Genomic DNA, 25503 nt, shown 5'->3' on the forward strand with positions numbered 1-25503 from the left:
GCTGAACAATTTCAGGCATAAAAAAAGCTCCCGAACGGGAGCTTTTTTCGATCAGGGGCCGCAGAGAATTACTCTTCCAGGCTGATCCCGATATTGGAGACGCCATCCTGAGAGGCGAATACTCTGATGGCCAGGATACGATCGCTGTCGCGCTCATGGGCAACCCGCTTGAGCAGCTCGACCTGGAACTCCAGCTCAGCTTCCATGTACTCGTGCTCGTAGAGCTCTTCTTCGGTCAGATCCCGCTCTTCCAGCAGCTCGATAAAACCGGCCACAGTACCGACCGACGCATGGCTGGCATCGTTGGCCTCTTCGCCAACCCGGCAGATCACCGAGTTATAGGCGCAGCCCAGCGCAACACAGGCATCCAGCGCCGGATAGGCACCGTAGGATTCAAACTTGCGGGGATCCGGAATGTGAGACTCGAATTCTTCGAGAATGGCACCCAGATTGACCCGGGATCCCTTGACGGTGAGGTAGACCCACATCTGATCCAGCGCATGCCGGAAAGCGCCTGCATTGCCAAAGCCGGAGGCCTGACAGAACAGGGCATAGTTGGGGTACATGCGCTCTGCCAGCGCCAGGGTGTAGACGGTCTGTTGCCAAGGCTGTAGCTCGGCCAGTCGCTTATAAAACTTGTCACCAAACACTGGAGTCGGATCCTTTGCAAAATGTGGGGCAGATTGTAGCCCACGAGGGGCGCGGCGAAAACGAAAAAGCGCCCTGGTCGGCTATGTTGCGATATGAAGTCAGGTAAGATGGGTCGAGAGCGGCATCTTGTTGCGCCGCAAATTCTGATAAGGAACAAGAGTATGAGCCAACGTACCCTTCTTTTGCTCAGCCAGGATAATGCTCACTACGAACGGCTGCTCAAGGCCGCCAATCTCCCCCATCTGCGCATTCTGCGGGCCGATAATCCGGGCGATGCCGAGAAGCTGATCGGCGAAGCCCATATTCTGATGGCCGAACCGGCCCGTGCCAAACCGCTGCTGCCCAAAGCCAACAAGCTGAGCTGGTTCCAGTCCACCTATGCGGGAGTCGATGTGCTGCTCGATCCTGACAGTCGCCGTGATTATCAACTCACCAATGTACGCGGCATCTTCGGCCCGCTGATGAGCGAGTATGTCTTTGGTCATCTGCTCAGCCTGATGCGCCAAATCCCCCTTTATCGGGAGCAGCAGAAACAGCGACTGTGGCAAAGCCACCCCTATCAGGGCCTCAAGGGGCGCACCATGCTGATCCTGGGGACCGGCAGCATTGGCCAGCATATCGCCCACACCGGCAAACATTTTGGCATGAAGGTGCTGGGCATCAGCCGCAGCGGTCGGGAGCGGGCCGGGTTTGATCAGGTTTATCAACTACCTGCGCTCAACAAGATGCTGGCGCAGGCCGATGTCATCGTCAGCGTGCTGCCAGCCACCCGCGATACCCGTCATCTGTTCAATGCCGCCCGCTTCGAACACTGCAAACCGGGCGCCATCCTGTTCAACGTTGGCCGCGGCAGCGCCGTGCACTCGGGCGATCTGCTCACTGCACTGCGTACCGGCAAGCTGGCGATGGCGGTGCTGGATGTGTTCGAGCAGGAGCCGCTTCCCGCCGACAGTCCACTGTGGGGCCAACCCAACCTCATCGTCACCCCCCACAACAGCGCCTACAGTTTCCCGGATGATGTAGCCCAGATCTTTGTGCGCAACTACATCCGCTTTATCGATGGCCAGCCACTGGATGGCAAAATCGACTTCGACAAGGGTTACTAACCCTCACTGCGCATGTAAAAAGGCCCTGCCAATCTGGCGGGGCCTTTCATTTCAGGCTGTGACGACAGGAATCAACCCGCTGCCAGCTCCTTGCGGTAGCTCTTCACCTTGGCAAGGAACTGACGACGCTCCTTGCCGCTGAGCGGTTCAGCCATAGGCAGCTTGGCGGTCATGGCATTGACCGGGCGGTTGTTGATCCGCAGCTCGTAGTGCAGGTGAGCACCGGTCGAGCGACCTGTGTTACCGGAGAGGCCGATCTTGTCGCCCATCTTCACTCGCTGACCGGTTTTGACCAGCAGCTTGCTCAGGTGCAGATAACGGGTAGAGAGAGTACGGCCATGCTTGATGACGATATAAGTGCCCGCCAGCGGGTGGCTGGTTGCCTTCTGGACGATACCATCACCGGTCGCCAGCACTGGCGTGCCCACCGGCACCGCAAAGTCGGTGCCCTCGTGAGGACGCACCATACCGGTTACCGGATGTTTGCGCGCCGGGTTGAAATTGGAGCTGATCCGATAGCGGCTGTGGGTCGGGTAGCGGCGGAATCCGCGCTCCAGACTGTTGCCCTGACCGTCGTAATAGTTGCCGTCATCGGAGAGCCAGGCCGACACCGTCTTGCCCTGGCTGGTCACTTCCACACCCAGCAGCTGGCTGTTGCCAGTGCTCTTGCCTTCCACCGTCTCCTGGCGTACCAGCACTTTGAACTTGTCGCCCTTCTGCAGATCCTTGGCGAAATTCATTCGCCACTGGAACAGGTTGGCAATTTTCTGGATATGGTTGGCCGGAATACCCGCATTGCGGGCACTGACATAGAAGCTGCCGTTGATCACGCCGTTGTAACGCTGCGGTTGCCACTCAACCTTCTCATTGATCATAGAGGCAGTATAGGCATCGTCGCTGCGCGCCATCACCAGCGTCTGCTTGATGTTCAGGCGGATTTTGAGTTGCTGCAGGATGTTGTCCTGATCGATCAGCAGCTCGATATTCTGGCCCGGCTTGAGGCGCGCCAGATAGTTCTTGTTGTCCGCGTCCAGCACCTTGTAGAGGGTGGTGGTGGATAGACCGAGATTGTTAAAAATGGCGGTCAGGTTTTCGCCGTTGCGGACCCGGTAATCCTGCCACTGGGGGGTGGTGTCGACCGGGATGTCGTCATCCGGCGCACTCTGATCAACCAGTTCGTGATCGGGAATTTCGTTAAAGTCGGTGTTGTTTTCGTTGGTTGCCGTACCGGCGGTATCAATGGGCAACTCAAGACGCAGCGGCCGCTCGAGGATGTCACCCGGAGCTGGCAATAATGCCACTGCTGACAGGGTCATGGCCGTCAGCATCAGCATGGCGTAAAAGTGTTTGCGGGGAACCGGTGGTTCCCAATTGGCAGCCTGTACTACCAAGGGACGGAGACGTTTCATCCGCTATCCTGTATTTAGATCTAAAGAGTGTGAGTTGCGATGTCAGTTGTGACAAAACCGTATAAAACTGTTTGTTGGACACAAATAGTTACAAATAGTTCATCACAATCTGCATGAACCTCACATTTTATGCATAACCCGCCCGGATGGGCAGAAATGATCGTCTTTTTTAACCATTTTTTCCTATTTTTAAGAACCGGGTCGGATTCGATACTGAATAGAAACCCAAAATGTTGCGATAACTTTTCCATGGAGTGGATATGTCGTTAGCAAAACTGTTAATCAGAATAATTGTCGTCCTGTTCCTGATCGGTGCAGCGCTGCTGTTTGCACTGGAAGTCACGACGGTCCGCCAATCCATCCTCGACCAGATGTCAGCCAACCTGGAAACCGCCATCACCGCTCTCGGGCTGGTGCTGCAAGGAACCCTGCTTAATGACGACAATGTGCTGGCCGAGACCATCGTTAATGCCATGTTTGATGGCGGCTTCGTCAGCTCGGTCACCCTGATCGATCCTGATGGCCAGTTGCTGTTTCAGAAGGTCTTCCACTCTACCCAGCAAAATGTCCCCGGCTGGCTTCCCTCGGTTATCGGCATGCCCCCCGTCAAGATTGAGCAAGAGTTGACCGATGGCTGGCGCATGCTGGGCACTCTGACCCTTGAGGGTCATAGCGGCTACGCCTATCAGCATCTGTGGAATGCCATCAGTCGCACCGGTCTGGCGCTGCTGGCGGGCCTCGTCGTATTTACCCTGATCATCTCTCTGGTCTGCAAACGCCTGCTGCAGCCCCTGGAGCAGATCAACCTGCAGCTGATCCGCATCCGCAAACACCAGTTCAACAGCACCCTGCCCACTCCCTGGTTGCAAGACCTCAAAGAAGTGGCACTTTCCATCAACCAATTGGTTTCCGAACGCAAACGGGATCTGCTGCAACAACGACTCAAAATCACCCAGCTGGGAAAACAGCTGCCACTGACGACCCCACAGCCGCTGCAAGGAGTGAGCCCACTGCCGGAAGGCGGGCAACTGCAAAAATTTGTCTCCACACAAGGGGAGATCGCGCTCTATCAGCGTTTCTTGCCCAGTCAGCCCCTCGGTGCCGACAGCGATCTCGCAACCATCCAGAGCGCCCTGCAACAGTGGCAGCACTCTCATATAGAAGGGGTCTTGCTGCCCCTCTCCCTGCTCAATCACCCGCAATGGTCCGAGATCGCCCCTCTGCTAAGCCAGGGTCGAGGAAAAACACTGGATTGGCGCTGGGATGTAGCCACATTCCCCGCCCACGGCCAAGCCACATTGGCCGCGTTGCAGGAACGGGGGTGTGAGCTCGCCTTCAGCGCCATTCCCCTCAATGCGGATACCTTCAATCAACTTGACCCGCTCAATCCCATCTTTATCAGCTGTCAGCTGACCAATGAGCCGCTCTACTGGAATCTGCTCTCCCAAACCATGCATGCTGCTGGCTATACCCTACTGGCAGAATCGGGAGAGTGTCGCGACATCGACAAACTGCGGACCTGGGGTATCGATGGTTATGTCAAGGAGGCGCAATCATGAAGAAGCTCGCCATGCTGTTGCCCCTGCTGTGGCAACCCGGCCTGATGGCCGAAACCGTCACTATCACCACCGGGGGTGAGCAGGGGATTTATCACCAGATAACCAAAGAGTTTTGCCGTCTAGCTCATGAGGTCGACGAGCAACTTGCGTGCACACTGCAGAGCTCATCGGGTTCAATAGAAAACCTGAAGCGACTGAAGAGTGGCGAGTCATCCTACGCCATGGTGCAGTCAGACTGGCTATATCAGGCAAGCCAGGGCTTGGGCCCCTTTGCCACGCAGCCGCAACCTGAGCTGCGCGCCCTGTTTGCCACCCATGCCGAGCCCTTCACCATAGTGATCCGTGCCGATGGCGATATCACTTCACTGGAACAGCTCAAGCTCGCCCCCATCGACATGGGGTTGAAGAGCTCGGGAACCCGCCAGACGGCGCTGACCCTGTTCAACATCTTGGGAGCGAAAGAACAGGATCTCGATCTGAAGAGCATGGCCAACCTGCCGGATGCGCTCTGTAGCAAGCAGATCGATGCATTTGCACTGGTGATGGGACACCCTAACCGGATTGTGCTCGACACAGCCAAACGTTGCGCGGTCAGTTTCCTCCCCATCGATGGGGTCACTCGGGATCAGCTACTCAAAGGGGTCAAATATTACCAGCGCAGTCAGGTGCCCGCCCGCATCTACCCCGGCAATCTGAAGGCGACCCCCACCTTTGCCATTGCCGCCACTCTGGTTACCAATGCCAGCATGCCGGAAGAGTCTGTCTATCGCCTGACCAAGGCCATGCTGACCCAGCAGACCAAGTTCAATGAGCAGACTTATGGCTACGCCAATATGTTTCACCGGGCACGCAATAAAACCGGCCCGGTGCTGAGTATTGAGCAGCATCCGGGCGCAGCGAAATATTTCGATGAGTTGAAGGCGGCGGGCAAGCTATAGCTGACGACGGGGAGAGCGCAGTTGCTCGCTGGAGAAACGGGTCTTCATCGATGTCCACTGCGCCAGCCGATCGGCACTCCCCGCCAACGTCCCTTCTCGCCGTGACTTCATGATCCAGATGCTTTTGGCATCGAAGCTGTAGACGGGGATGAGATCGGTTCGCTTACTGCCCGGCAGGATCCGGCTGTTGATGTTGTCGAGCACCAGTGGATCAGCCTTGGGCGTCGGGAAGTAGAGCGTCACCATGTGGAACTGGTTGTAACGCACCGCCTTGACGTAGGCCAGCCGCAGCTTCTTCTCATCCACCCCCAGCTCCATCAGGGTGTAGTACTTGGAGATGCTGTAATCCTCGCAATCCCCACCCCGGGCACCGATGAACTCCAGCGGATTGGCCCAGTAATCCTCATCACCCCACAGCTTGGGGTCTTCACTGTAGGTGAGATTGTTGAAGTAGTTGTTCACCAGCTCGATCTTCTGCTGGTCGGTTGTACCCGCTCTGGGGGTGAGCAGGCGAGAGAATGCCTCGGCCCGCTGGATGGCCCGGCCACCATACACTTCCTGCAGCTTGGCCCGCAGATCCGGACTGGCAATATATTCGGAAAGACGCGAAGCCTGCACGTTGGCGCAACATAGCGCCAACGTGCAGGCCGGGATCAACAACCATTTCATACCGGACACTCCATGTCAGATGCTGGAGGTCAGTATAGCCCCTCAGGATGAGAGCCTCAGCAGGCGATCAGCGACACTGTGCAAATGCGTCTGCCAGTTGTTGCATGAATTGGGGATAACCATCCGGGCCGAGCGGTACCTGCTCACCCACCTCGTCCAGCAGCAGCACCTTGGCACCGGTATTACGAGCAACCGACTCAATCACTGCGGGGGAGAATTGCGGCTCGGCATAGATGCAGCTCGCCTGCTTCTCTTCCAAAGCCTTGCGAATATCCACCAGCGTCTTGGCGCCTGGGCGACGCTCCGGACTCACGGTGAAGTGACCTTTTGAACTCATGCCGTAATGGCGCTCCCAGTAGCCATACGCCTCGTGGAATACAAAGTACCCCTTCTCATTCACCGCCTTCATCTGGCCAGCAATCACCTTGTCTTTGGCATCCACTTTGGCATCAAATGCCGCGAGGTTGGCGTCATAACGAGCCTGATTGGCCGGATCCAGCTTGCCCAATTCACTTGCGATCGCCTTGGCAATCACTTTGGCCTGCATCGGTCCAAGCCAGATATGGGGATCGACCCCTTCGTGATGATGTCCCTCATGCCCTTCATCATGGTCATGGGAGTCATGACTATCCTGAGTCGCGTAGTTGAACAGCGGCATTCCCTCAACCTGAGTCAGGGCCAAAGCATGGGGATGATTGGCCAGCGGCTTGGCCATAAACCCTTCCAGCTCGGGGCCAACCCACACCACCAGATCGGCACTGTTGATGCTGCGAATATCGGACGGACGCAGGGAGAAATCGTGGGGAGAGGCACCGGTCGGCAGCAATACCTTGGGCTCGCTCACCCCGTCAGTGATCGCCGCGGCGATGAAGCCAAGGGGCTTGATGGTGGTCAGTACCTCAATGGCACGAACAGGCAAACTCACCGCCAGCAGGGCAGTGAAAAGCGCAATAATTCTCATTGGTGAATCTCGTCAGGGGGTGAGTATGTGATAATATAACAGCCGCTTTTTGTTATATTATAACTCTCACTGGCTGTAAACCCCGGAGTTGTCATGAGCCAACTGGTAGAGCTGAAAGAGGTCTCTCTCTCGTTTGATGGACGCTCTGTGCTCGACAAGGTCTCCTTTACCCTCAATAAAGGCAAAATCACCACGCTCGTCGGCCCCAACGGGGCTGGCAAGAGCACCCTGAGCAAGCTGGTGCTGGGCCTGCTCACGCCGGATTCAGGCAAGATCACCCGCAGCCGCGATCTGAGAGTCGGCTATGTGCCACAACGCCTCTATCTGGATCCCACCCTGCCGCTGACGGTGCGCCGCTTCCTGCAGCTGGGCAAAAACAGCCGTCTCTCCATCGAGGAAGCTCTGGCCCGGGTGGGCGCTGAGGGACTGTTGGAAAACCGGATGCAGAAGCTCTCTGGCGGTGAGATGCAGCGCGTGCTGCTGGCTCGCGCCCTGCTGGTCAAGCCCGAGCTGCTGGTGCTGGATGAGCCGGTGCAAGGGGTCGATATCACCGGCCAGATCGAGCTCTACGCCCTGATCGGCCAGCTCGCCGCCGAGTTCAATTGCGCCGTGCTGATGGTCTCCCACGACCTGCATCTAGTGATGGCCAGCACCCACGAGGTGATCTGCCTCAATCGCCACGTCTGCTGTCATGGCGAGCCGGAAAGCGTGGCCCGCCACCCCGAATTTGCCCGTCTGTTCGGGCGACCGGAGCAGGAGGTGCTGGCGGTCTATACCCACCATCACCACTGCGACGGCGAACACCATCATCATGAACCGCAGGCTCCCGTCATCCGCCTGCCCTCTCGCAACAACGCTCACAGCAAATAGCGCAAGCAACAGGACATTAAAGTGGACAGCTTTCTGTTATACGCCCTCTCGGCCGGTCTCGGCATCGCCCTGCTGGCCGGCCCCCTCGGCAGCTTCGTGGTATGGCGCAAGATGGCCTATTTTGGCGACACCCTCTCCCATGCCTGTCTGTTTGGCATCGCGCTGGGCATCCTGCTGCAGGTCGATCTCACCCTGGCGGTGGTGGTCTGCTGCCTCGCCATGGCGATGCTGCTGGTGATCATGAGCCGCAACCAGCAGGTCGCGACCGATACCCTGCTCGGCATTCTGGCCCACAGTGCCCTGTCCCTCGGTCTGGTTACCTTGAGTTTTATGGATAACGTGCGGGTGGATCTGATGGCCTATCTGTTCGGCGACCTGCTCTCGGTACAACCGATGGATCTGCTCTGGATCTACGGCGGTGGCGCGCTAGTACTGCTCACCCTGTGGCGACTGTGGGATCCCCTGCTCTCCATGACCATCTCGGAAGAGCTGGCACGGGTAGAGGGGATCCGGGTCGATGTGCTGCGCTGCGTATTGATGCTGCTCATCGGGCTGGTGATTGCCGTGGCGATGAAGTTTGTCGGGGCACTGATCATCACCTCCCTGCTGATCATCCCCGCCGCCACCGCCCGCCGTTTCAGCCAGACGCCGGAGCAGATGGCGGGCTTTGCCGCGCTGATTGGCTGCCTCGCCGTGCTGGGTGGATTGACCCTCTCCTGGTATCAGGACACCCCGGCTGGCCCTTCGGTCGTCGTCTGTGCCACCAGCCTGTTTGTGCTGAGCCAGTTTAAGAAAGCCTGATAACCCGAGCAATTACAACGGCATGCTCTGGCGTGTCTCCATCATCAGCCACTGGCGCAACCGGCTGATGGCGGGCTCATGGGCCCGCGAGCGCTTGCAGGTGAAGTAGAAGGCATCCCCCGTCTCCAGCTGGTGTACCGGCAAGGCCACCAGCTGGGGATCATCGGGCCGCAGCATGTAGTCATTCACAAATGCCACCCCCTGATCCCAGGCTGCCGCCTCCATCGCCAGCAGCACATGGCTGAAATGGTGCATCCGCGCCTCGTCAGGGATCACCAAACCACCTGCCTTGGCCCAGCGCTGCCAATCCCCCCCCCGCGCCTTGTAAATGGACTGCACCGAGAGCAGCGGCAGCTGCCAGATGGCCTCAGGCCACTCACCGCTGACCTGCAGCAACAGACGGCGACTGCAGACCGGAAAGAGCCGCTCCTGATAGATAAGATCGTGACAGTAGCCCCGCCCGTTGGGTGAGACTGTGATAAAGCAGTCTGCCACCCGATCAGATAGCTCGGGATCCTCCGCCACCATCTCCAGACTCAGATCCAGCTCGGGATAGAGCTGGCGCAATCCGGCCAGGCGGGGGATCAGCCATTTCACCGCAAACGAGCTGTAGACCGCGAGCCGGACTCGCATCTCACCGCCACCACGCAACTGTTCGCTGCTCTGGGCAATCTGGCTGAGCCCGGCGGCAATCCCTTCGAAGTAGCTCTCCCCCTGGGTTGTCAGCGAGAGCAGCCGACCCTGACGCAGCAGCAAGCGCTCACCCAGAAAATCCTCCAGCAGACGAATTTGGTGGCTGACCGCACTCTGGCTGACGTTCAGTTCAAGGGCGGCACGGGAGAAGCTGAGCAGCCGGGCCACTACCTCGAAATATTGCACCGCACGCAGGGGAGGAAGCTTCATTATCTAAATATCTCATGAGTGGTCATTTTTTATCATTTTACTGGATATCAACCGGCACGCTACCCTCCGCTCATCTGAAGTGGGAGGTGGTATGAATGCAGTAGGGATCGGCATCCTTTATCTGGTGCTGGGCAATATGGTGGCAGTTTTTTCCGATGCGCTGGTCAAGGTGCTGGAGCCGGATCAGCCCATCTTCCAGTTTGTCTTTTTCCGCCAGCTCTCGGCCGCCATTCTGCTGATGCCCTGGCTGCTCTGGTCATGGCGCCGCAACCCGCCGGTGGCCATCAAGTGGCACCTGCTGCGGGCCCATATTTGGGCGGTCGGCGTCTGCCTGATGGTGGTGGCCCTCACCCGCTTGCCGCTCGCCACTGCCAATGCCCTCTTCTATGCCGCCCCCCTGATGATGGTGCCGCTGGCGGTGTGGATGGCAGGAGAAGCGATCTCGCGCCAGAAGGTGCTGACCGCGGTTATCGGGTTTATCGGGGTACTGATCGTGCTGCGCCCGACCGAAGTGAACTGGGCCGCGCTGGCGGCGCTCGGGGTGGCGCTGTCGATGGCGCTCAACAACCTGCTGATCAAGCGGATCCCGCTCAAGCAGCCCATCGCCCAGACCCTGTTTTTCACCAACGTGCTAAGCATGCCCTTTATTCTGGCGCTGGCATTGTGGGAAGGGGGCGACTGGCAGTGGCAGATGTGGTGGCCCGCCTTCGGTTCTTCGGCGCTGATCATGGTCTATGCAGGATTGTGCGTGGTGGCCTATCGCAAGGCGGAGGCGAGCAAGATCGCCTCGGCGGAGTACACCGGTCTGCTGATGGCGGTGGCCATCGGGGTATGGTTGTTTGACGAGCAGCCGGGCCTGCCGCTGCTGCTGGGCTGTATCTGCATCGTCCTGCCGCTTATCGCCATGGCCCGCAGCAAACCCAAACCGCTGGCCGAACCGGCGGTTTAAGCACTCAGGGTCGTGCCAGCAAAGGGGCGACCCTTTGCTGCAGATGGGGGACGATCTCCTGTTCGAACCAGGGATTCTTCCTCAGCCAGAGAGTATTGCGCGGGGAGGGATGCGGCAACGGCAGCCAGCCGGGACCATAGTCGGCCCAGCTGCGCACCGTGTCGGTGAGCGATCCCTTGGCCGCCCCCCGCAGGTAATGGGCTTGTGCATACTGGCCGATCAGCAGGGTCAGTTCGATATTGGGCAACAGCATCAATACCTTGTCGTGCCAGGTAGGCGCACATTCGGGGCGCGGTGGCAGATCGCCGGATTTTCCCCTGCCGGGATAGCAGAGCCCCATCGGCATGATGGCGATGCGGGATTCGTCGTAAAAGGTGGCCTTATCGACCCCGAGCCACTGGCGCAGCCGGTCACCGGAGGGGTCATCCCACGGGATACCGCTGGCATGCACCCGAGTGCCGGGCGCCTGACCGATGATCAGCAGGCGGGCACTCTCGGCCCCGCGGATCACCGGACGAGGCCCCAGCGGCAGATGAGCCTCGCACAGACGGCAGGCCCTGATTTGCTCAAACAACTTATCGATTCGATGCATGACGTTGATAGTACCAGCATTTCCCTGTTTTCCCTCTTGTGGAAACAGGGCGCGCCCCCTACTATCGTCATGGGTGTTTAATTTAATAAACGGGCAATAATGAAAAACTGGCTAGGTACCGGCACCGCGACCCTCTCCTTCATCCTGTGGGGGATGCTACCGCTCTATTATCAATTCATGCCCGAGGTCAACATGTGGGAGCTGATCTCCCACCGGGTGCTCTGGTCTGTGGTGCTGCTGGGCGCCCTGTTTTTGCTGCTTGGCCACCAGGTGCCCTGGGCACAACTGCGCAGCGAGCCGCGCCAGCTCGGCCTCATTCTGCTGGCGGGCCCCGTGATGTCCATCAGCTGGTGCATGTTCACCTGGTGCCTCACTACCGGGCAGGTGCTGACCACCAGCCTCGCCTTCTTTATGACCCCACTGTTCAATATCGTATTCGCCGTCATCTTCCTCAAAGAGCGGCTCACCCCGCAAAAGCATCTGGCAGTCGCTCTGGCACTGGCGGGTCTCGCCTACATGCTCTTCTGCTACGGCCAGCTCCCCTGGTTCTCCCTCATCATGGGGGCCAACTTCGCCTGCTATGGCCTTATCAAGAAGAAAATCCACTACGACACCGGCACCAGCCTCTATCTGGAAGCCATGGTGCAACTGCCCGTCGCGCTGATCATCATCGGCACGCTGGCATGGCACGGGGAAGGGGCATTCGTGAACGGGGATCTGGCCGACAAGCTGCTGCTGATGGGCAGTGCGCCCGCTACTCTGCTGCCGGTGGGGCTGTTCTGCTATGCGGTGGCGATAACCCGGATGAGCACGGTGGGACTGCTGCAATATATCGAGCCCAGCCTCGCCTTCCTGCTCGCCATCTACTGGTTTGGTGAGGCGCCGGACCCCATCAAGGCTGTCGGTTTCGCCTTTGTCTGGGCTGGTCTGCTGGTGAGCCTGTTACCGCTGCACCGGCTCAAGCGCCGCCCTCAGGGCGTATCGCGATAGGACTCCAGCACCTTGTGCCAACGGGGATCTCTGTCCATCTGCTCGGCGATGTCGTTGAGGGTGGCATGCAGCTCGGGGCGAGACTTGGGCAGCAAGATATGGCGGGTATAGCTGGATTGGGGGAAGGGCGAGATAAACAGCTTGCCCTGATAGTGCTGTGCGTCGATGAAAAAGCCCAGCGATGAACCACTGACCAACGTCACATCGATGCGGCCGCGCACCAGCAGCTCAAGATTGGTCTTCACCTTCTTGGCATCCTGACGTACCAGCTCCCCGCGGCTGGCTGCATCATCGATCCCCTGATAGCGGTAGCCCTCCACCCCGCCAAACACCAGCCCCTTTAGGGAGTCTGGCCCGCGATAGGTGACCGGGTTGTCAATGTTCGAGACCAGCTCGTTGGTGTCGCGCATCACCGGAAAGGTCCAGAGATAGCGTTCGCGATGGGGGTCCCCCACCCAGGCGGGATTGACCCAGACCACCAGACCGTCAAAGTCGGGATCCGCCATCTCCAGCGCCAGTCGGGCGCGATTGACCAGCCAAAGCTCGATTCTGGGTTCACCCCCCAGCTTTTCATTGAGATACTTGACCAGCTCGCGGCTCAGCCCTGCATCCACTCCGGTGTTGAAGGGCGGATGCTGATGGTAATCGTAGAGACGGATCGTCTCCCCCAGAGCCGGGACCGACAACAGTAACCACAACCAAAACCAGACTCTCATCGCACCTCCTTGAGCTGCCTCTGAGTTTGGCACAGAGAATTTGAATGAGAGAACCCGCGACCACCACACCGGCACAGCAACCATCCGCCCCTTCCCGCTGGTCTGTCTATATGGTGCGTACTGCCACCGGCCTGCTCTATACCGGGATCAGCACGGATCCGCAGCGCCGTCTACGCCAGCACCAGAGTGGCAAGGGCGCTCGCGCCCTGCGCGGCAAGGGGCCACTGACGCTGGCGTGGCAACAGGAAGTCGGCGAGAAGGGGGCGGCACTGCGCATCGAATATCGCCTCAAGCAGCAGCCGAAATCCTTCAAGGAGCAGCTGATCCACAGCCCGGCACTCTGGCAGAGCTGGAGCCCCCAGTGGTTACCCGCAGCCACCCAGCCTTGAGGACGACAGGCAAAAAAAGGCCACTCGATGAGTGGCCGGAAAGGGGAAATCAGGGAGCATCACACAACGTCTTGCACAACCTCAGGCGGGTTAGAGGTAGGTATTGGAACGCTTGCTGCGGTTGCTGATCAGCCAGCAAACTGCCAGTACCAGCAGCAACCAGGGAGCCAGCTTGATGATCAGAGCAAGCATGCCGCCCAGCGCCCCAAGCAGCACGAACAGACCGCTCACCAGCAACATGGCTACCAGGGTAAAACCGGTCAGTGCCATGACCAGCAGCACCACCAGCAATATGAAAAATTCCAGCATAACTTGCTCCTTATCAGTACCTTGTCTGCCAGCTGGTCAACCCTTCGGTCAATCCAGCCAGCGCTTCAATTCATAACGGGGCGGCATCACCAGCACCGCCAGCAGATAGGCGGCCAGTGCCAGCGGCGGCATCAGGATCAGGGCGAGCAGTGCCACCACCCGCACCGTGACTCTGGAGACCCCCAACCGCCTGGCAATACCGGCGCAGACCCCGGTCAGCTTGCGATGCACCAGATCCTTGGGCCAGGGGCTCATGATTACACCTCCGCCTTCTGGCCTTTGAGGCGAGCCAGCTCGCACTCGATCTCGTCATTGAGCTCCAGCTCGCGGAACTGGGCCTCCAGCGAGGGATTCTGCCCCAGAGTGGCCGCCTCCAGCTGGGCTTCCAGCTGATCGACCCGGCCCTGAAAACCATCAAAGCGCGCCATCAGCTCATGCATCCGCTGGTTGTCCACCTGGGCGCGAGCACGAATGCGGCTGTGGGCCGTCTGCTCGCGCAGGGTCAGCAGTTTTTGCTTCTCGCGCGCCTCGGTCAGCTTGGCTGCCAACCGCTCGCTGTCGGCGGTGAGCTGGGCCAGCACCTCGGCCACCCGGGCCTTGTCCTGCTCCAGCTGTTCACATTTTTTGACCTCCGCCAGCTTCTCGGTGAGGGCGGCGCGTGCCAGATCCTCACGTCCCTTCTGGATGGCGAGCTCGGCCTTGGCCGACCACTCCAGGATCTGCGCCTGCAACGCCTGCTGGTGACGCTCCAGCTGTTTCTGTTCGGCAATCACGCGGGCGGCCTGGGTACGCATCTCGACCTGCACCTGCTCCATCTCTTCGATCATCAGGCGCAGCATCTTCTCCGGCTCTTCACTCTTGTCGAGCAGGCTGTGCAGGTTGGCATTAATCACGTCGGTCAGGCGGCTGAATACGCTCATGGTCTGGCTCCTTGTTGATGGGATGGCTATCTCTTCCCATTGCATTACAAGAGCCGTGCCAAGAAAAATTATTGTTGTTTTACATATAGATGGGAGTTTGCTGAGGAAATTCAAGAAGAGATTGTTGGTGAGAATAGCCAACCAGTTGGTAATTTTCACCAACAAAAAAGGGAGCCTGTGGCTCCCTTGTCGATGCGTCTGCGATATCCGTCAGGCGGCATTGCTGTGGCCCAGCTTGCTGTCCAGTTCGGTCAGCTTGGCCTCCATCCGGGCGCGGCAGGTGTCGGAGAGATCGCGAATGCCGCTGGCACCGTGCTCCTTGCTGCAGACCGGGGCCATCACTTCCACCAGCACTTCGCCGTTGTCCCAGCGATTGAGGTCGACCTGACCAAAGTAGCTGGAGCAGACGATGGGTACCACTGGGACTTCAGCCTGTACCGCAGTGTGGAAAGCACCTGCCTTGAACGGCAGCAGGCCACGCCCCTGGGAGCGGGTCCCTTCCGGGAACATCCAGATGGAGGTGCCGCGGTTCTTGATGCGATCCACCACCTGACCTATGGTGCCGATGGCACGGGAGCGGTTGGAGCGGTCGATCAACACGTTGCCGGAGAGCCAGAAGATGAGGCCGAACAGCGGCAGCCAGAGCAGGCTCTTCTTGCCCACCGCCACCACACCGGGCTGCACTGCACCGGTCACGGTGAAGATGTCGAAGTTGCTCTGGTGGTTGCAGACGTAGACCGCCGGGCCGACCGATTTGACCTCGTCGGCCACCGTCACCTTGACTCGCAGCCCGATCAGCGGGCAGACCGCGTGATACATGCGGGCGAAGACATAGACGTTGTTGGGATGGCGCGGACGAACCAGACAGAGCAGCAGGCCGAACAGGAACCAGAAAATGAGCAGCAGACCAAGCAGCAGCACACGGGCAATTTTGAGCATCGAACACCTCGAGTTTTAACTCGGCGCAGTATACTGATCCCCCTTTTAGCGAACAAGCGTTCGCCAAACAGAACCGACCACCCCGTCGCGCCACCCACAGTCCTGCACATCAATACGACGCCGCCGACTTGCCCCACCCGCCATTGGTCGTTAGGATGGCCCCATCTTGACGGACGGGGCGAACATGATGTTGCAACAACGGGTAGCGAAACATCTCCTGCTGCTGGTCTGCCTGCTGGTGCTCAATTGTGCGGCCCAGCCGCTGGCCCGGCTTGCCCTGCTCGATCACGCCCTCAGCTGTCAGGCACTGCCCGTTCCAGGCTCGGCAACGGATCAAGAGGATGCCAAACCGGCCAGCCCGCAACCCACCAGCTGCCAGCTCAACGGCAAGTGGCTAAGCGCCGCCACCCTGCTCTGTGTCGAACAGCTCTTCTTTGCCGTGGCCGTGCTGATCGCCCTGCTGGCCCCCCTTTGGCGCTACACACCGCCACTGCCCCCTCCCAGAGCCATCTCGCCACCCGAGCGGCGTCTGCACCTCACCCTGTGCGTCTGGCGGGAATGAGTTCGGCTGCGTTCTTTCGTTAGCTGTCACTCAATTTTTGCGAGACCAAAAAGATGTCGAATCTCTTCAAGGCAGCCCTGCTACTGGGCGGTCTGCTGTGGCAATCCATGGGATTGGCCAGCGACACGGGCTGGCTCACCAGTCCACAGAATGATCACGCCCGGGTACGGCTGCAGGCCGACCGCAGCACGGCAGATCAGACCCGCATCCTGCTCGATGTCGAGCTGGAGTCAGGCTGGAAAACCTACTGGCACAGTCCGGGAGAAGGGGGCATTGCCCCCCAGATCCTGTGGGATGAGCCGGTCCGAGACTTTCAGTGGCGCTGGCCGGTGCCACGCCACTTCGAGGTAGCCGGGCTCAGCACCCAGGGTTATCAGGGGGACGTGACCTTCCCCCTCAGCCTCAACTACCCAACTGGGCAACCGCTCAAGGGGACTCTGCGCCTCTCCACCTGCAGCAATGTCTGCATCCTGACCGACTTTCCCTTCACCCTCACGGTGGATGGGCAGGGCCCAGCCGACTTCGATTTTGCCTGGGCGAAGGCGATGAGCACCCAGCCCCAGCCGCTGCCTGCCGAGACCCGGATCGAGCTCGGTTATCAGCACAACCAGCTGCAACTGCGCGCCGAGCGGGCAGAGGGCTGGCAATCACCAGCGCTCTTTATCGACGCTCTGGAGGGGGCCGAGTTTGGCAAACCGGCGCTTGAGGTCGAGGGCAACACCCTGATCGCCCGGGTGCCGGTGAGCGATGGCTGGCAGGGGGATGCGCCGGATCTGCGCGGCCAATCCCTCGGCCTGCTGCTCACCAGCGGCGAACAGGCGTGGCAGGGCAAGGGGACGATCGGCGCGCCACTCGCACTGCCCAACCAGAGCCATTCGCTGTTCTGGTTGCTGGGAGCAGCGCTGCTCGGCGGCTTCATCCTCAACCTGATGCCCTGCGTGCTGCCGGTGCTGGCGCTCAAGCTGGGCACTGTGTTGCAACATCAGGAGCGTGAACAGGGAGCGGTGCGCAAGCAGTTCCTCGCCGCCAGCGCCGGGATCATCGCCTCCTTCTGGGTGCTGGCGGCCATGAGCAGCCTGCTACGCGCCACGCAAGGGGCCGTCGGCTGGGGCATTCAGTTCCAGAGCGCCGGTTTTATCGGCTTGATGGTGCTGGTCACCCTGCTGTTTTGCGCCAACCTGCTGGGGCTGTTCGAGATCCGCCTGCCCAGCGCCCTCAGCACCCGCCTCGCCACCAGCGGCGGTAACGGCCTCGGCGGTCACTTCCTGCAGGGGAGCTTCGCCACTCTGCTGGCGACCCCCTGCTCGGCCCCCTTCCTCGGCACCGCGGTGGCCTTTGCGCTGGCCGCCCCCCTTGGTCAGCTCTGGCTGATCTTCACGGCATTGGGGATTGGCATGAGCCTGCCCTGGCTACTGGTGGCGGCCCTGCCACGGCTCGCCCTCTGGTTGCCGAAACCGGGGCGCTGGATGAACCATCTGCGCATCCTGCTCGGCCTGATGATGCTGGGCTCCAGCCTCTGGCTCACCAGCCTGCTCGACAACCATCTCGGCAGCTATGCCACCGGCTGGCTGATGGTTGCCATGCTGCTGGCACTGCTGACTGGCATCATCTGGCGTTACGGCATGCGCGGCTTCACGCTGGCGATCGCCCTCGCCGCCCTGATTGGCAGCCCCCTGCTGCTGAGCGGCGCCTTTAGCGCGCAGGGCTCGGCCAGCGTTGACAAGGTGGTCTGGCAGCCGCTCTCCGAACGCGCCATCACAGATGCGCTGGCCCAAAACAAGCGGGTCTTTATCGATGTCACCGCAGACTGGTGCGTCACCTGCAAGGCCAACAAATACAACGTGTTGCTACGCGATGAGGTGCAACTGGCCCTCTCGGCCCCCGATGTGGTGGCCCTGCGCGGCGACTGGAGCAAACCAAGCGACACCATCGCCGCCTTCCTCCGTAAGCGGGGCGCGGCGGCCGTCCCCTTCAACCAGATTTACGGCCCGGAGTTGCCGCAGGGGGTCACGCTGTCACCCCTGCTCGACAAGGACGATCTGCTGACCACATTGCACAAGGCTGGCCTGCTTCAGGCTGGCACCACCCGATTTTAAGGAGTAATCATGAAACCGACTCTGAGCGCCCTGACCCTGCTGGCCTCCCTTTCCGCAGCCCTGCTGGCTCCGGCCCTGCACGCCGCCCCCTTCACCCCGGAGCAGGAGGCGCGCATCAAGGAGCTGATCCGCGAGACCCTGATCGCCAACCCCAAGATCCTCGACGAGGCCGCCGAATCCTGGGAGAAACAGAACGCGGCAGCCCAGGAGGCGCAGCTTGGCAACTTCATCAAGGGCAACAAGGATGTGCTGTTCAACAGCGCCACCAGCCCGCGCCTCGGCGCCAAGAACCCCAAGCTGACGCTGGTGCTGTTCACCGACTACAACTGCCCCTACTGCAAGCAGTTCGATCCCCAGCTGACCAAGCTGCTCAAGGCCTATCCGGACGATCTGGGGCTGGTGATCAAGCTGCTGCCGTTCAAGGGGCAGACCTCCGCCAAGGCGGCCCAATACAGCCTGACCCTGTGGCAGCAAGATCCCGCCCGCTTCCTCACCCTGCACGACAAGCTGATGAGCAAGCAGGGGATGCTGACCGAGGCGGACATCAACAAGGCGCTGGCCGCCACCGGCAACACCGCGCTCAAACCGGCCGCCAAGGCGACCGAGGAGCTGCGCAACAGCCTGCGCATCGGCACCATCCTCGGAGTACAGGGCACACCAGCGACCCTGATTGGCAACCAGCTGGTACCGGGCGCCATCCCCTATGAGGAGCTGGATCAACTGGTGCAGGCCGAACTGGCCAAGCAGGGGTAAGGGATGACCACCTATCCTCAACCCCGCTGGCGCCGCTGGGGCAAGGAGGCGCTCTGGCTGCTGCTGATGGCGCTGGTCATCTCGACCCTGCTCGATCTGTGGCGCAGCCCGACCCTGCCAGAGGGGGCGATGAACGCCCCCGTCACTCTGCAGGATGGCAGCAGCACGGATCTCGCTACCTTAAGTCAAGGCAAGCCGCTGCTGGTCTACTACTGGGCCAGCTGGTGCGGAGTGTGCCGTTTCACCACCCCGGCCGTGCAGCAGCTCTGGCAGGAGGGGGAAAACGTGCTGACGGTGGCGCTGCGCTCCGGCAACGCAGAGCAGCTTGGCATGGGGATGAGCAAGAAGGGGCTCACCTTCCCGACCCACAACGACGAGTCGGGAGCGCTGGCCGCCCAGTGGCAGGTAGGGGTCACCCCGACTTTCCTCGTCATCAGGGATGGGACGCTTGTGAGCAGCACCACCGGCTGGAGCTCGAAGTGGGGCTTGCAGTTGCGGCTCTGGTGGGCATCGCTCTAGCCACGCAACTTCGTTGCCTTTAACAGGGCCATCCCACCGGATGGCCCTTTTTTATGCCGACATATTTATCCCGACATCAGACGGGGAGCTGCATCCCGCGCACCTGCTCCAACAGGGCAGTCACCGCTGCCGAGCGCAGCGCATCGGGGGCGTAGCAGAGCCCCACCCGCCGCTTGAAGGAAGAGGCCGCCAGCTCGGCGACCGAACAACCGGGCAAACAAAGCGAACGGGGCAACCAGGCAATCCCCGCCCCGGCGGCCACCATGATAGCCGCCAGTCGCAGCGACCCTGCCCGCCGTGGGTAGAGGGGCGCCTGATTGCCGAGAATGGCGATCAGCCGCAGATGGGAGTCGTGGCGCGGGCAGGTGACCCAGGGGTCATCCGCCAACGCTGCCGGGGTGAGCGCCCCCTTGCCTGTCAGCGGGTGATCCGGCGGTAGCACCAGCACGAACTCCTCCTCCAGCAGGGGGATAAAGAGCTCGTCACCACAGCGCAGGGATTCACACCCCAGCCGCACATCGCCACAGCAGCCCTCCTCCAGAGTCAGCAGGATCTCCTCGTGGGCGAGTACCCCGTTGACCAGCGTCCCCACCACGCCATCGCCAAGGTCTGCCTCAATCCCCACCGTCAGCTCGAGGCAGGGGGAGGTTTCACGAAACTCGCGGGCGAGGGAATCGGTGTCGGCGATCAGCCGCTTGGCGCGGGGATAGAGCCGGTGGGCAGCTTCAGTCCCCTCCACACCGCGCGCCTGCCGCACAAACAGGGTCACCCCCAGCTCATCCTCCAGCGTCTTGATGGTGGTGGAGAGGGTGGGCTGAGTAATGAAGAGGCGGGTGGCCGCCGCCGTGATGTTGCGCTCCTCGAAGACAGCCACAAACGCACGCAAGGTTCGCACATCCATAGAGTTAACCTATACCAGACAGTCATAAAAGCCATTTTTCACGGCGACACTGGGCAAATATAGTGGCTTACCTGCCACAAGGCATCCCAATTCTCTATATCAGCGTCTATCAACACCGTCAGGAGCCATCATGCGCCATCTCTCTGTCATCGGCCTCGGGGCCATGGGCTCCGCCCTCGCCACCACCTTGCTCAAGGCGGGCCATCCGGTCACCGTCTGGAATCGCAGCGCCGCCAAGGCGGCCCCGCTGCAAGCGCTGGGCGCGACTCTCGCCCCCTCGGTTGGCGCAGCTATTGCCGCAAGTGATATCACCCTTGTCTGCGTCGATAACTACGCCGTCAGCCAGCAGTTGCTGGACGAGGCGAGCAATGCGGTGGCGGGCAAGCTGCTGGTGCAGCTCTCCACCGGCAGCCCGCAGGGGGCCAGAGCGCTGGAGAGCTGGTGCCACACCCGCGGCGCCTGTTATCTCGATGGCGCCATCCTCTGCTTCCCGGAACAGATCGGCACCACTGATGCCAGCATCATCTGCTCGGGGGCCAGCACCGCCTTTAGCGACGCCGAGCCGGTGCTGCGCCTGCTCGCCCCCACCCTCGACCATGTGGCCGATGCGGTGGGCGCCGCCGCGGCGCAAGATTGTGCCGTCGCCGCCTACTTTGCCGGTGGTCTGCTCGGTGCTCTGCACGGCGCGCTGATCTGCGAGGCGGAAGGGTTGCCGGTAGCCAAGGTGTGCGCCCAGTTCAGCGAGCTCTCGCCCATTCTCGGTGGCGATGTGGTCCATCTGGGCAAGACGCTGGCGAGCGGCGATTTCGATCACCCCTACGCCAGCCTGAAAACCTGGAGCGCCGCCATCAGCCGCCTCGCCGGTCATGCCACCGACGCCGGGATCAACAGCCGCTTCCCGCGCTTTGCCGCCGATCTGTTTGAGGAAGGGGTGGCGCAAGGGTTTGGTCAGCAAGAGGTGTCGGCTCTCATCAAGGTGCTGCGGGCGCGCAATGGAGCAGCACAATGAACGAGCAGACCAACCAACCCCAAATTGCACTGATCACCGGCGCCGCTGGCGGGATTGGCCGCCAGCTCAGCATCGGGCTGGCCGAGGCTGGTTATCGGGTGATTGCCACCGATCTGGCCCCTCACGCTTTTGACCATCCCGAGATCCACTTTCATCCACTCGATCTGCGGGACGAGCAGGCCATCGTGCGGCTCTTTGCCGAGGTGCGCGCACAACATGGCGGCATCCACCTGCTGATCAACAACGGCGCCATCAGCAAGTTCCACACCCGCTTCGAGGAGCTGAGCGCAGCCCAGTTCGATCAGGTGATGACGGTCAATGTGCGCGGCGCCATGCTCTGCGCCCGCGCCTTTGTTCAGGCCAACCGCGGGTTGCCCTATGGCCGCATCATCAATATTGCCTCCACCCGCTGGCAGCAGAACGAACCGGGTTGGGATGCCTACGGCGCCTCCAAGGGGGCGCTGGTCGCCCTCACCCTGTCCCTCGCCAACTCGCTGGCCGACTACCCCATCACGGTCAATGCCATCAGTCCGGGCTGGATCCAGGCGGAGGATTACCACACCCTGACCGAGGCGGATCATCGCCAGCACCCGAGTGGCCGGGTCGGGCGCCCCGACGACATCACCCGCGCCTGCCTCTTTCTGGCGGATCCCCAGAACGACTTTATCAACGGCGCCAATCTGGTGGTCGATGGCGGGATGAGCAAGAAGATGATCTACCACACCTCCGCCTCCTTCTGGGAGGAGTAACCCCTGCGGCGGCAGCCTTACCCCGGCCTGCCGCCCATGCCTTTCCTGCCCGTTTTTTCATCGCTTTTGCCCCGCCGCCCTTGCACTGGCCAGACCGACTGGCAACAATAGACGCTCAACTGACCCCTCTTCATCTCGCCCGTTAATTGATCGCCCAACTCATCGCGTTGGCGGGCTGTTTCCGTTAAAATGACGGGTTTTTGCCGTGCCTGGTTTGCCAATCCCCACCATCAGGCACTCGCAGCGTGAATCCTATGATGCCAGTGATGCAGGATCTGCCATGAACAACTACTTTCGGGTGCTGGGCGTCAAGTCCAACGCCAGCGAAAACGACATCAAGAAAGCCTATCGTCGGCTGTCAAACCAGTACCACCCCGACAAGCTGCACGGGGCCAGTGAAGAAGAGAAAGAGCAGGCAGCCATCAAGCTGCACCAGGTAAAGCAGGCCTATGAAGTGCTGTCCGATCCGAAACAGCGGGCCGCCTTTATCAAGGATTTCAACAACGTCATCGTGACCGATCCCGCCTCCGCCATGCAGGAGATGTGGGATCAGTTCTACCCCTGAAACAGCAGGCAGAAAGAGCAACTATGCAAAAGAGATGGGACCAGGCGCGGCTCAAGTCGCTGCAAAGCGATGCCAGCGAAAACATCGAATCCTACCGGGATCAGGACGACCCCAAGGGGCTGGAACAGTTCACCGATCAGATGAAGAGCCTGCTGCTGGCCGACATGAGCATGCTGGAGTTTATGCCCGAGTATCTGCCGCTGGCCCTCTATGGCCGGGTGCAGTTCCCGGCCAAGGCCAAGTCGCAGTGGAACAAGTGGCTCACCAGCGGCGAGCAGCCGAGCTGGGACGAGTTCAAGGTGAGCGTCGGCTTCAACAACGCCGCCCTGCCGCTGGTCAAGGCGGTGCGGGCCCAGAGCGAAGATCAGCTGATGGAAGCCTGCGCCGTGCTGTTCCTGCTCGACAACCCGCTGCCGCGCGGTAGCCACCGCGGCGATAACGACGTTGATCTGCGCGACGAAGAAGATGAAGACGGGGAAGATGCCGACGCCGACTACCACGGCGGCAGTGACCGCTATGGTGATGACGACGGCGATCAGGATATGTACGACGAAGTCCGTTTCTAATTGGGGCAAGGCATGAGCAACAGTCTGATAGAAATTACCGCCATCGAGATCAAAGAGCTGGCCGTTATCGAGCCGAAGCAGGCCAGCGAGAAGTTCGAGCTGATCGCCAAGACCATGTCTGACGACCAGCTGGCAGAAGTGATTGAAAACATTGATATCGTTACCCTGACTCAGATTAACGGCCAGCACGATATCTCCTTCCCCTCCATCATCTCCGAGCTGATGACCCCGGAGCGGATCCGCGACATCGTCTGCCAGCAGCCGCTCTACTGGGAAGAGGCGATCAAGAACAACGCCGACGAGCTGCAACAGCACACCTTCGACTTCCTCAACTACCTGATCCGCACCCAGGATAGCGAAGCCAAGCAGCGCGAGATCCTCGAGTGCGTGGCCGAAGATCCGGCCGGTCTCTTCTACCTCGCCATCCCCTTTATCGAGTTCTATCGCGGCGATCGCTATGAAGAGGACGAAGGCTATCGCGACGTGCTGCACGCCGAAGAGGAAGATCTCGAAGAGTCCCTGCGCTACAGCGAGCGCCAGCAGAGCGAGGATGTCCACGACTACGCGCTGGATGACCCGCGCAGCCTCTTGATGCTCATTCGCGAGCTGGCCCCCGAGGTGGAGAAAGCCATCAAGGCGCTGCTGCGCAACGAGCACTCCACCTGGGACGGCATCATCAACAAGTTTGCCGCCGAACTGGTGATGCAGGCCAAAGAGAAGAACAAGGTCGAGGAAGACGAGTACGGCGACGTCGACGACATGTTCAGCTTTCTGGATTAAGGAGCCCATTCATGCAGTTAGTCATTCGCGATGCCAACCAGGGCCCCTTTCTGACTCAGGTGCTGCGCTTTGGCCGCGACAACGAACTCTTGAGTCAGCAGCAGCTGGCCGCCATCAAGGGCAAGGCGGTGCTGATGAGCCTCAAATTCGCCGACAAGTACTACAACAAGTACAAGATGCACCTGCTGGAGCAGGCGGCCCACGACGTCATCGGCGTGGTGAGCCTCGGCCTGCAGGAGCTCTCGGCGCGGGATCCGGCCAAGGCACTGGCGCTGCTGCAGGCGCCGGAAGGCCCCATCAAGCCGTTCCAGAAGGGCTGGTCGATGCTCATTACCGTCAGCCCCAAGCAAGGCGGCAACAGCCTCTACGGTGATGTGGATGCCCGTCTGCTGGACAAGATCTCGAGCCCGCCCGATGTGGAGGAGTGGCAAGGGTGGCAGGAGTACGAGAAGGCGCTGACCGAGCACAACAAGAGCCGCCTGATGGAGCTCATCGACCAGCACTTCTTCGCCTGCGAGAGCGACCACCCCACCATGGAGGACAAGCTGGCCGAAGCGCTGCTCTACCGCATCCTCTGCGGCAAGGGCAGTGGCGCCGCCCCGCTCAAGGTGAAGCAGGATCTCAAGCGCAAGCTGGCGCGGGAGATTGAGCTCGACGAGGGCTGGTATGACACCGACTACCTCGCCGCCCAGCTCGCCCTGATGCTAAGCGCGCTGCCTGCCGACATGGCCGCCGCCCTGCGTCAGGAGCTGAGCCCCGGCTTTGTGCCCAACCTGCTGCACACCCTCGGCTTTGTGCGCCAGTACCAGCTGCTGCAAAAAGAGAACGCCTCGCCGGAGAAGCTCGACAACGTCGAGATGCGCGCTGGTCTCAAGCACCCGCTGCTCGGCTGGCCGCTCTACCACGACTTCTAAGGCCGCTTTCGCCGCCCATCAGTCGCACCACAACGCCCAGCCCGCCGGGCGTTGTTCTATCCTCCCCTCCCCCTCTCGACAGCAAAGAGAGAACACACGCAAGTCACCCCGGGGCTGCCCCTTCTCTTCCCAATATTTATTCACTCAATGCCCGGAGATGAATAAACAACCTGCAATACAACAACTTGGCGCCAGCTGCGTTTCGGGACAACAAAGCGGGACGCAGATCCCACCACAGCGCCATAATCGGCACCAAATAGCCGACTGGATCACATCAACCGTGCTGCAACCGCGTGGTAAGCCGAGCTACAACCACGGCTCAATCACGCATAAAAAGGCGGAATAGATCAATAAAAAGCAATTAATCGCGCCAGATTAAATTTCAGGTATGGCTATTTGCACCGCTTGGCCGCTAAAT

30 protein-coding genes are annotated in these 25503 nt (G+C 60.5%); 18 read left to right on the forward strand and 12 right to left on the reverse strand.

The annotated features are described in order from the left end of the window. Nucleotides 1-68: 68 nt before the first annotated feature. Nucleotides 69-650, reverse strand: a complete 582-nt coding sequence (locus OKC42_RS04755; RefSeq protein WP_005335839.1) for a YjaG family protein — start codon at nucleotides 648-650, stop codon at nucleotides 69-71. Between the two features lie 162 nt (nucleotides 651-812). Here OKC42_RS04755 and OKC42_RS04760 point away from each other — a divergent pair, with 162 nt between their 5' ends. Beyond that, a complete protein-coding gene (locus OKC42_RS04760; RefSeq protein WP_047434489.1) occupies nucleotides 813-1757 on the forward strand; it encodes a D-2-hydroxyacid dehydrogenase in 945 nt (314 codons plus the stop codon). Nucleotides 1758-1828: 71 nt separating this feature from the next. Here OKC42_RS04760 and mepM read toward each other — a convergent pair whose 3' ends face one another. Continuing rightward, the gene (mepM, locus tag OKC42_RS04765) at nucleotides 1829-3166 is read right to left on the reverse strand and encodes a murein DD-endopeptidase MepM (RefSeq protein ID WP_005354854.1); all 1338 of its coding nucleotides are present in this window, start codon (nucleotides 3164-3166) and stop codon (nucleotides 1829-1831) included. A gap of 260 nt (nucleotides 3167-3426) precedes the next feature. On the opposite strand from mepM, the gene OKC42_RS04770 reads away from it, so the two are divergent. After that, the gene (locus OKC42_RS04770) at nucleotides 3427-4725 is read left to right on the forward strand and encodes a LapD/MoxY N-terminal periplasmic domain-containing protein (protein ID WP_270819149.1); all 1299 of its coding nucleotides are present in this window, start codon (nucleotides 3427-3429) and stop codon (nucleotides 4723-4725) included. Next, complete coding sequence (locus OKC42_RS04775) at nucleotides 4722-5663, forward strand: TAXI family TRAP transporter solute-binding subunit (RefSeq protein ID WP_270819150.1); 942 nt, start codon at nucleotides 4722-4724, stop codon at nucleotides 5661-5663. Before OKC42_RS04770 ends, OKC42_RS04775 begins: the two co-directional genes overlap by 4 nt. On the opposite strand, the gene OKC42_RS04780 is transcribed toward OKC42_RS04775, so the two are convergent. Next, nucleotides 5658-6332 carry a transglutaminase-like cysteine peptidase gene (locus tag OKC42_RS04780; protein ID WP_005335848.1) on the reverse strand — a complete coding sequence of 225 codons (675 nt, stop codon included), beginning with the start codon at nucleotides 6330-6332 and terminating at the stop codon, nucleotides 5658-5660. The genes OKC42_RS04775 and OKC42_RS04780 overlap by 6 nt on opposite strands. 67 nt (nucleotides 6333-6399) lie before the next feature. Then, nucleotides 6400-7293 carry a zinc ABC transporter substrate-binding protein ZnuA gene (gene znuA, locus OKC42_RS04785; protein WP_270819151.1) on the reverse strand — a complete coding sequence of 298 codons (894 nt, stop codon included), beginning with the start codon at nucleotides 7291-7293 and terminating at the stop codon, nucleotides 6400-6402. 93 nt (nucleotides 7294-7386) lie between these two features. On the opposite strand from znuA, the gene znuC reads away from it, so the two are divergent. Together znuC and znuB are read left to right on the forward strand one after the other, a co-directional pair. Beyond that, on the forward strand, nucleotides 7387-8163 hold the full coding sequence (gene znuC / locus OKC42_RS04790) for a zinc ABC transporter ATP-binding protein ZnuC (protein ID WP_005354861.1): 777 nt from the start codon (nucleotides 7387-7389) through the stop codon (nucleotides 8161-8163). 21 nt (nucleotides 8164-8184) lie between these two features. Next, on the forward strand, nucleotides 8185-8964 hold the full coding sequence (gene znuB, locus OKC42_RS04795; RefSeq protein ID WP_257699713.1) for a zinc ABC transporter permease subunit ZnuB: 780 nt from the start codon (nucleotides 8185-8187) through the stop codon (nucleotides 8962-8964). A 12-nt stretch (nucleotides 8965-8976) separates the two neighbouring features. Here znuB and OKC42_RS04800 read toward each other — a convergent pair whose 3' ends face one another. Further along, nucleotides 8977-9867: a LysR substrate-binding domain-containing protein gene (locus OKC42_RS04800; protein ID WP_270819152.1), complete on the reverse strand. Its 891-nt coding sequence runs from the start codon at nucleotides 9865-9867 to the stop codon at nucleotides 8977-8979. A gap of 91 nt (nucleotides 9868-9958) precedes the next feature. Here OKC42_RS04800 and OKC42_RS04805 point away from each other — a divergent pair, with 91 nt between their 5' ends. After that, entirely contained in the window at nucleotides 9959-10816 is an 858-nt protein-coding gene (locus tag OKC42_RS04805) for a DMT family transporter (RefSeq protein WP_040067030.1), read from the forward strand. Between the two features lie 4 nt (nucleotides 10817-10820). Here OKC42_RS04805 and OKC42_RS04810 read toward each other — a convergent pair whose 3' ends face one another. After that, complete coding sequence (locus tag OKC42_RS04810; protein WP_270819153.1) at nucleotides 10821-11408, reverse strand: uracil-DNA glycosylase family protein; 588 nt, start codon at nucleotides 11406-11408, stop codon at nucleotides 10821-10823. A gap of 99 nt (nucleotides 11409-11507) precedes the next feature. Between OKC42_RS04810 and rarD the strand changes: the two genes are divergently transcribed. Next, nucleotides 11508-12398: an EamA family transporter RarD gene (rarD, locus tag OKC42_RS04815; RefSeq protein WP_270819154.1), complete on the forward strand. Its 891-nt coding sequence runs from the start codon at nucleotides 11508-11510 to the stop codon at nucleotides 12396-12398. On the opposite strand, the gene OKC42_RS04820 is transcribed toward rarD, so the two are convergent. Continuing rightward, nucleotides 12380-13114, reverse strand: a complete 735-nt coding sequence (locus OKC42_RS04820) for a substrate-binding periplasmic protein (protein WP_270819155.1) — start codon at nucleotides 13112-13114, stop codon at nucleotides 12380-12382. The two genes, rarD and OKC42_RS04820, sit on opposite strands and share 19 nt — an antisense overlap. A gap of 44 nt (nucleotides 13115-13158) precedes the next feature. On the opposite strand from OKC42_RS04820, the gene OKC42_RS04825 reads away from it, so the two are divergent. Further along, a complete protein-coding gene (locus tag OKC42_RS04825) occupies nucleotides 13159-13503 on the forward strand; it encodes a GIY-YIG nuclease family protein (RefSeq protein WP_270819156.1) in 345 nt (114 codons plus the stop codon). A gap of 90 nt (nucleotides 13504-13593) precedes the next feature. Here the strand turns inward: OKC42_RS04825 and pspG are convergent, their stop codons facing one another. The 4 genes from pspG to OKC42_RS04845 form a co-directional block, all read right to left on the reverse strand. Then, on the reverse strand, nucleotides 13594-13812 hold the full coding sequence (pspG, locus tag OKC42_RS04830) for an envelope stress response protein PspG (RefSeq protein WP_005335871.1): 219 nt from the start codon (nucleotides 13810-13812) through the stop codon (nucleotides 13594-13596). 48 nt (nucleotides 13813-13860) lie between these two features. After that, nucleotides 13861-14067, reverse strand: a complete 207-nt coding sequence (locus OKC42_RS04835) for a PspC domain-containing protein (RefSeq protein WP_005335873.1) — start codon at nucleotides 14065-14067, stop codon at nucleotides 13861-13863. A gap of 2 nt (nucleotides 14068-14069) precedes the next feature. Continuing rightward, nucleotides 14070-14732, reverse strand: coding sequence for a phage shock protein PspA (gene pspA / locus OKC42_RS04840; RefSeq protein ID WP_270819157.1), 663 nt, complete (start codon nucleotides 14730-14732; stop codon nucleotides 14070-14072). A gap of 210 nt (nucleotides 14733-14942) precedes the next feature. Further along, the gene (locus OKC42_RS04845) at nucleotides 14943-15671 is read right to left on the reverse strand and encodes a 1-acylglycerol-3-phosphate O-acyltransferase (RefSeq protein ID WP_270819158.1); all 729 of its coding nucleotides are present in this window, start codon (nucleotides 15669-15671) and stop codon (nucleotides 14943-14945) included. 184 nt (nucleotides 15672-15855) lie between these two features. Here OKC42_RS04845 and OKC42_RS04850 point away from each other — a divergent pair, with 184 nt between their 5' ends. The 4 genes from OKC42_RS04850 to OKC42_RS04865 are packed head-to-tail and all read left to right on the forward strand — an operon-like array spanning nucleotide 15856 to nucleotide 19601. Next, nucleotides 15856-16233, forward strand: coding sequence for a hypothetical protein (locus OKC42_RS04850; protein WP_263084802.1), 378 nt, complete (start codon nucleotides 15856-15858; stop codon nucleotides 16231-16233). Nucleotides 16234-16286: 53 nt separating this feature from the next. Then, nucleotides 16287-18329 (forward strand): protein-disulfide reductase DsbD family protein, encoded by a 2043-nt coding sequence (locus tag OKC42_RS04855; RefSeq protein WP_270819159.1) that lies wholly within the window; start codon nucleotides 16287-16289, stop codon nucleotides 18327-18329. A gap of 9 nt (nucleotides 18330-18338) precedes the next feature. Further along, nucleotides 18339-19082 (forward strand): DsbA family protein, encoded by a 744-nt coding sequence (locus OKC42_RS04860; RefSeq protein ID WP_270819160.1) that lies wholly within the window; start codon nucleotides 18339-18341, stop codon nucleotides 19080-19082. 3 nt (nucleotides 19083-19085) lie between these two features. Further along, nucleotides 19086-19601 (forward strand): protein disulfide oxidoreductase, encoded by a 516-nt coding sequence (locus tag OKC42_RS04865; protein ID WP_270819161.1) that lies wholly within the window; start codon nucleotides 19086-19088, stop codon nucleotides 19599-19601. 76 nt (nucleotides 19602-19677) lie between these two features. On the opposite strand, the gene OKC42_RS04870 is transcribed toward OKC42_RS04865, so the two are convergent. Further along, a complete protein-coding gene (locus tag OKC42_RS04870; protein WP_270819162.1) occupies nucleotides 19678-20502 on the reverse strand; it encodes a LysR family transcriptional regulator in 825 nt (274 codons plus the stop codon). A gap of 130 nt (nucleotides 20503-20632) precedes the next feature. Here OKC42_RS04870 and OKC42_RS04875 point away from each other — a divergent pair, with 130 nt between their 5' ends. The 6 genes from OKC42_RS04875 (at nucleotide 20633) to atcC (ending at nucleotide 25085) form a co-directional block, all read left to right on the forward strand. Then, nucleotides 20633-21511, forward strand: coding sequence for an NAD(P)-dependent oxidoreductase (locus OKC42_RS04875; protein WP_270819163.1), 879 nt, complete (start codon nucleotides 20633-20635; stop codon nucleotides 21509-21511). Then, complete coding sequence (locus OKC42_RS04880; protein WP_270819164.1) at nucleotides 21508-22260, forward strand: SDR family NAD(P)-dependent oxidoreductase; 753 nt, start codon at nucleotides 21508-21510, stop codon at nucleotides 22258-22260. Before OKC42_RS04875 ends, OKC42_RS04880 begins: the two co-directional genes overlap by 4 nt. A gap of 280 nt (nucleotides 22261-22540) precedes the next feature. Further along, nucleotides 22541-22825: a cold adaptation protein ActJcold adaptation protein ActJ gene (gene atcJ, locus OKC42_RS04885; protein WP_005343121.1), complete on the forward strand. Its 285-nt coding sequence runs from the start codon at nucleotides 22541-22543 to the stop codon at nucleotides 22823-22825. Nucleotides 22826-22848: 23 nt separating this feature from the next. Then, a complete protein-coding gene (atcA, locus tag OKC42_RS04890; protein ID WP_270819165.1) occupies nucleotides 22849-23391 on the forward strand; it encodes a cold adaptation protein AtcA in 543 nt (180 codons plus the stop codon). Nucleotides 23392-23403: 12 nt separating this feature from the next. Further along, nucleotides 23404-24171 carry a cold adaptation protein AtcB gene (gene atcB, locus OKC42_RS04895; RefSeq protein WP_005335887.1) on the forward strand — a complete coding sequence of 256 codons (768 nt, stop codon included), beginning with the start codon at nucleotides 23404-23406 and terminating at the stop codon, nucleotides 24169-24171. 11 nt (nucleotides 24172-24182) lie between these two features. Further along, nucleotides 24183-25085 (forward strand): cold adaptation protein AtcC, encoded by a 903-nt coding sequence (atcC, locus tag OKC42_RS04900; RefSeq protein WP_270819166.1) that lies wholly within the window; start codon nucleotides 24183-24185, stop codon nucleotides 25083-25085. Nucleotides 25086-25503 lie beyond the last annotated feature (418 nt).

This window comes from Aeromonas sp. Y311-2, from assembly GCF_027706025.1.
In the GTDB taxonomy this organism is placed as follows: domain Bacteria; phylum Pseudomonadota; class Gammaproteobacteria; order Enterobacterales; family Aeromonadaceae; genus Aeromonas; species Aeromonas veronii.

Bases quoted from the DNA above. Each gene is read 5' to 3' on its own strand.
- OKC42_RS04805 (WP_040067030.1), top strand. From the start codon at position 9,959: ATGAATGCAGTAGGGATCGGCATCCTTTATCTGGTGCTGGGCAATATG.
- OKC42_RS04845 (WP_270819158.1), bottom strand. From the start codon at position 15,671: ATGCTCAAAATTGCCCGTGTGCTGCTGCTTGGTCTGCTGCTCATTTTC.
- rarD (WP_270819154.1), top strand. From the start codon at position 11,508: ATGAAAAACTGGCTAGGTACCGGCACCGCGACCCTCTCCTTCATCCTG.
- OKC42_RS04850 (WP_263084802.1), top strand. From the start codon at position 15,856: ATGATGTTGCAACAACGGGTAGCGAAACATCTCCTGCTGCTGGTCTGC.
- OKC42_RS04820 (WP_270819155.1), bottom strand. From the start codon at position 13,114: ATGAGAGTCTGGTTTTGGTTGTGGTTACTGTTGTCGGTCCCGGCTCTG.
- atcB (WP_005335887.1), top strand. From the start codon at position 23,404: ATGAGCAACAGTCTGATAGAAATTACCGCCATCGAGATCAAAGAGCTG.
- OKC42_RS04780 (WP_005335848.1), bottom strand. From the start codon at position 6,332: ATGAAATGGTTGTTGATCCCGGCCTGCACGTTGGCGCTATGTTGCGCC.
- atcC (WP_270819166.1), top strand. From the start codon at position 24,183: ATGCAGTTAGTCATTCGCGATGCCAACCAGGGCCCCTTTCTGACTCAG.
- OKC42_RS04825 (WP_270819156.1), top strand. From the start codon at position 13,159: ATGAGAGAACCCGCGACCACCACACCGGCACAGCAACCATCCGCCCCT.
- OKC42_RS04835 (WP_005335873.1), bottom strand. From the start codon at position 14,067: ATGAGCCCCTGGCCCAAGGATCTGGTGCATCGCAAGCTGACCGGGGTC.
- OKC42_RS04800 (WP_270819152.1), bottom strand. From the start codon at position 9,867: ATGAAGCTTCCTCCCCTGCGTGCGGTGCAATATTTCGAGGTAGTGGCC.
- OKC42_RS04855 (WP_270819159.1), top strand. From the start codon at position 16,287: ATGTCGAATCTCTTCAAGGCAGCCCTGCTACTGGGCGGTCTGCTGTGG.
- OKC42_RS04870 (WP_270819162.1), bottom strand. From the start codon at position 20,502: ATGGATGTGCGAACCTTGCGTGCGTTTGTGGCTGTCTTCGAGGAGCGC.
- znuA (WP_270819151.1), bottom strand. From the start codon at position 7,293: ATGAGAATTATTGCGCTTTTCACTGCCCTGCTGGCGGTGAGTTTGCCT.
- OKC42_RS04760 (WP_047434489.1), top strand. From the start codon at position 813: ATGAGCCAACGTACCCTTCTTTTGCTCAGCCAGGATAATGCTCACTAC.
- mepM (WP_005354854.1), bottom strand. From the start codon at position 3,166: ATGAAACGTCTCCGTCCCTTGGTAGTACAGGCTGCCAATTGGGAACCA.
- pspA (WP_270819157.1), bottom strand. From the start codon at position 14,732: ATGAGCGTATTCAGCCGCCTGACCGACGTGATTAATGCCAACCTGCAC.
- atcA (WP_270819165.1), top strand. From the start codon at position 22,849: ATGCAAAAGAGATGGGACCAGGCGCGGCTCAAGTCGCTGCAAAGCGAT.
- OKC42_RS04875 (WP_270819163.1), top strand. From the start codon at position 20,633: ATGCGCCATCTCTCTGTCATCGGCCTCGGGGCCATGGGCTCCGCCCTC.
- OKC42_RS04770 (WP_270819149.1), top strand. From the start codon at position 3,427: ATGTCGTTAGCAAAACTGTTAATCAGAATAATTGTCGTCCTGTTCCTG.
- OKC42_RS04880 (WP_270819164.1), top strand. From the start codon at position 21,508: ATGAACGAGCAGACCAACCAACCCCAAATTGCACTGATCACCGGCGCC.
- atcJ (WP_005343121.1), top strand. From the start codon at position 22,541: ATGAACAACTACTTTCGGGTGCTGGGCGTCAAGTCCAACGCCAGCGAA.
- OKC42_RS04860 (WP_270819160.1), top strand. From the start codon at position 18,339: ATGAAACCGACTCTGAGCGCCCTGACCCTGCTGGCCTCCCTTTCCGCA.
- OKC42_RS04810 (WP_270819153.1), bottom strand. From the start codon at position 11,408: ATGCATCGAATCGATAAGTTGTTTGAGCAAATCAGGGCCTGCCGTCTG.
- OKC42_RS04775 (WP_270819150.1), top strand. From the start codon at position 4,722: ATGAAGAAGCTCGCCATGCTGTTGCCCCTGCTGTGGCAACCCGGCCTG.
- pspG (WP_005335871.1), bottom strand. From the start codon at position 13,812: ATGCTGGAATTTTTCATATTGCTGGTGGTGCTGCTGGTCATGGCACTG.
- znuC (WP_005354861.1), top strand. From the start codon at position 7,387: ATGAGCCAACTGGTAGAGCTGAAAGAGGTCTCTCTCTCGTTTGATGGA.
- OKC42_RS04865 (WP_270819161.1), top strand. From the start codon at position 19,086: ATGACCACCTATCCTCAACCCCGCTGGCGCCGCTGGGGCAAGGAGGCG.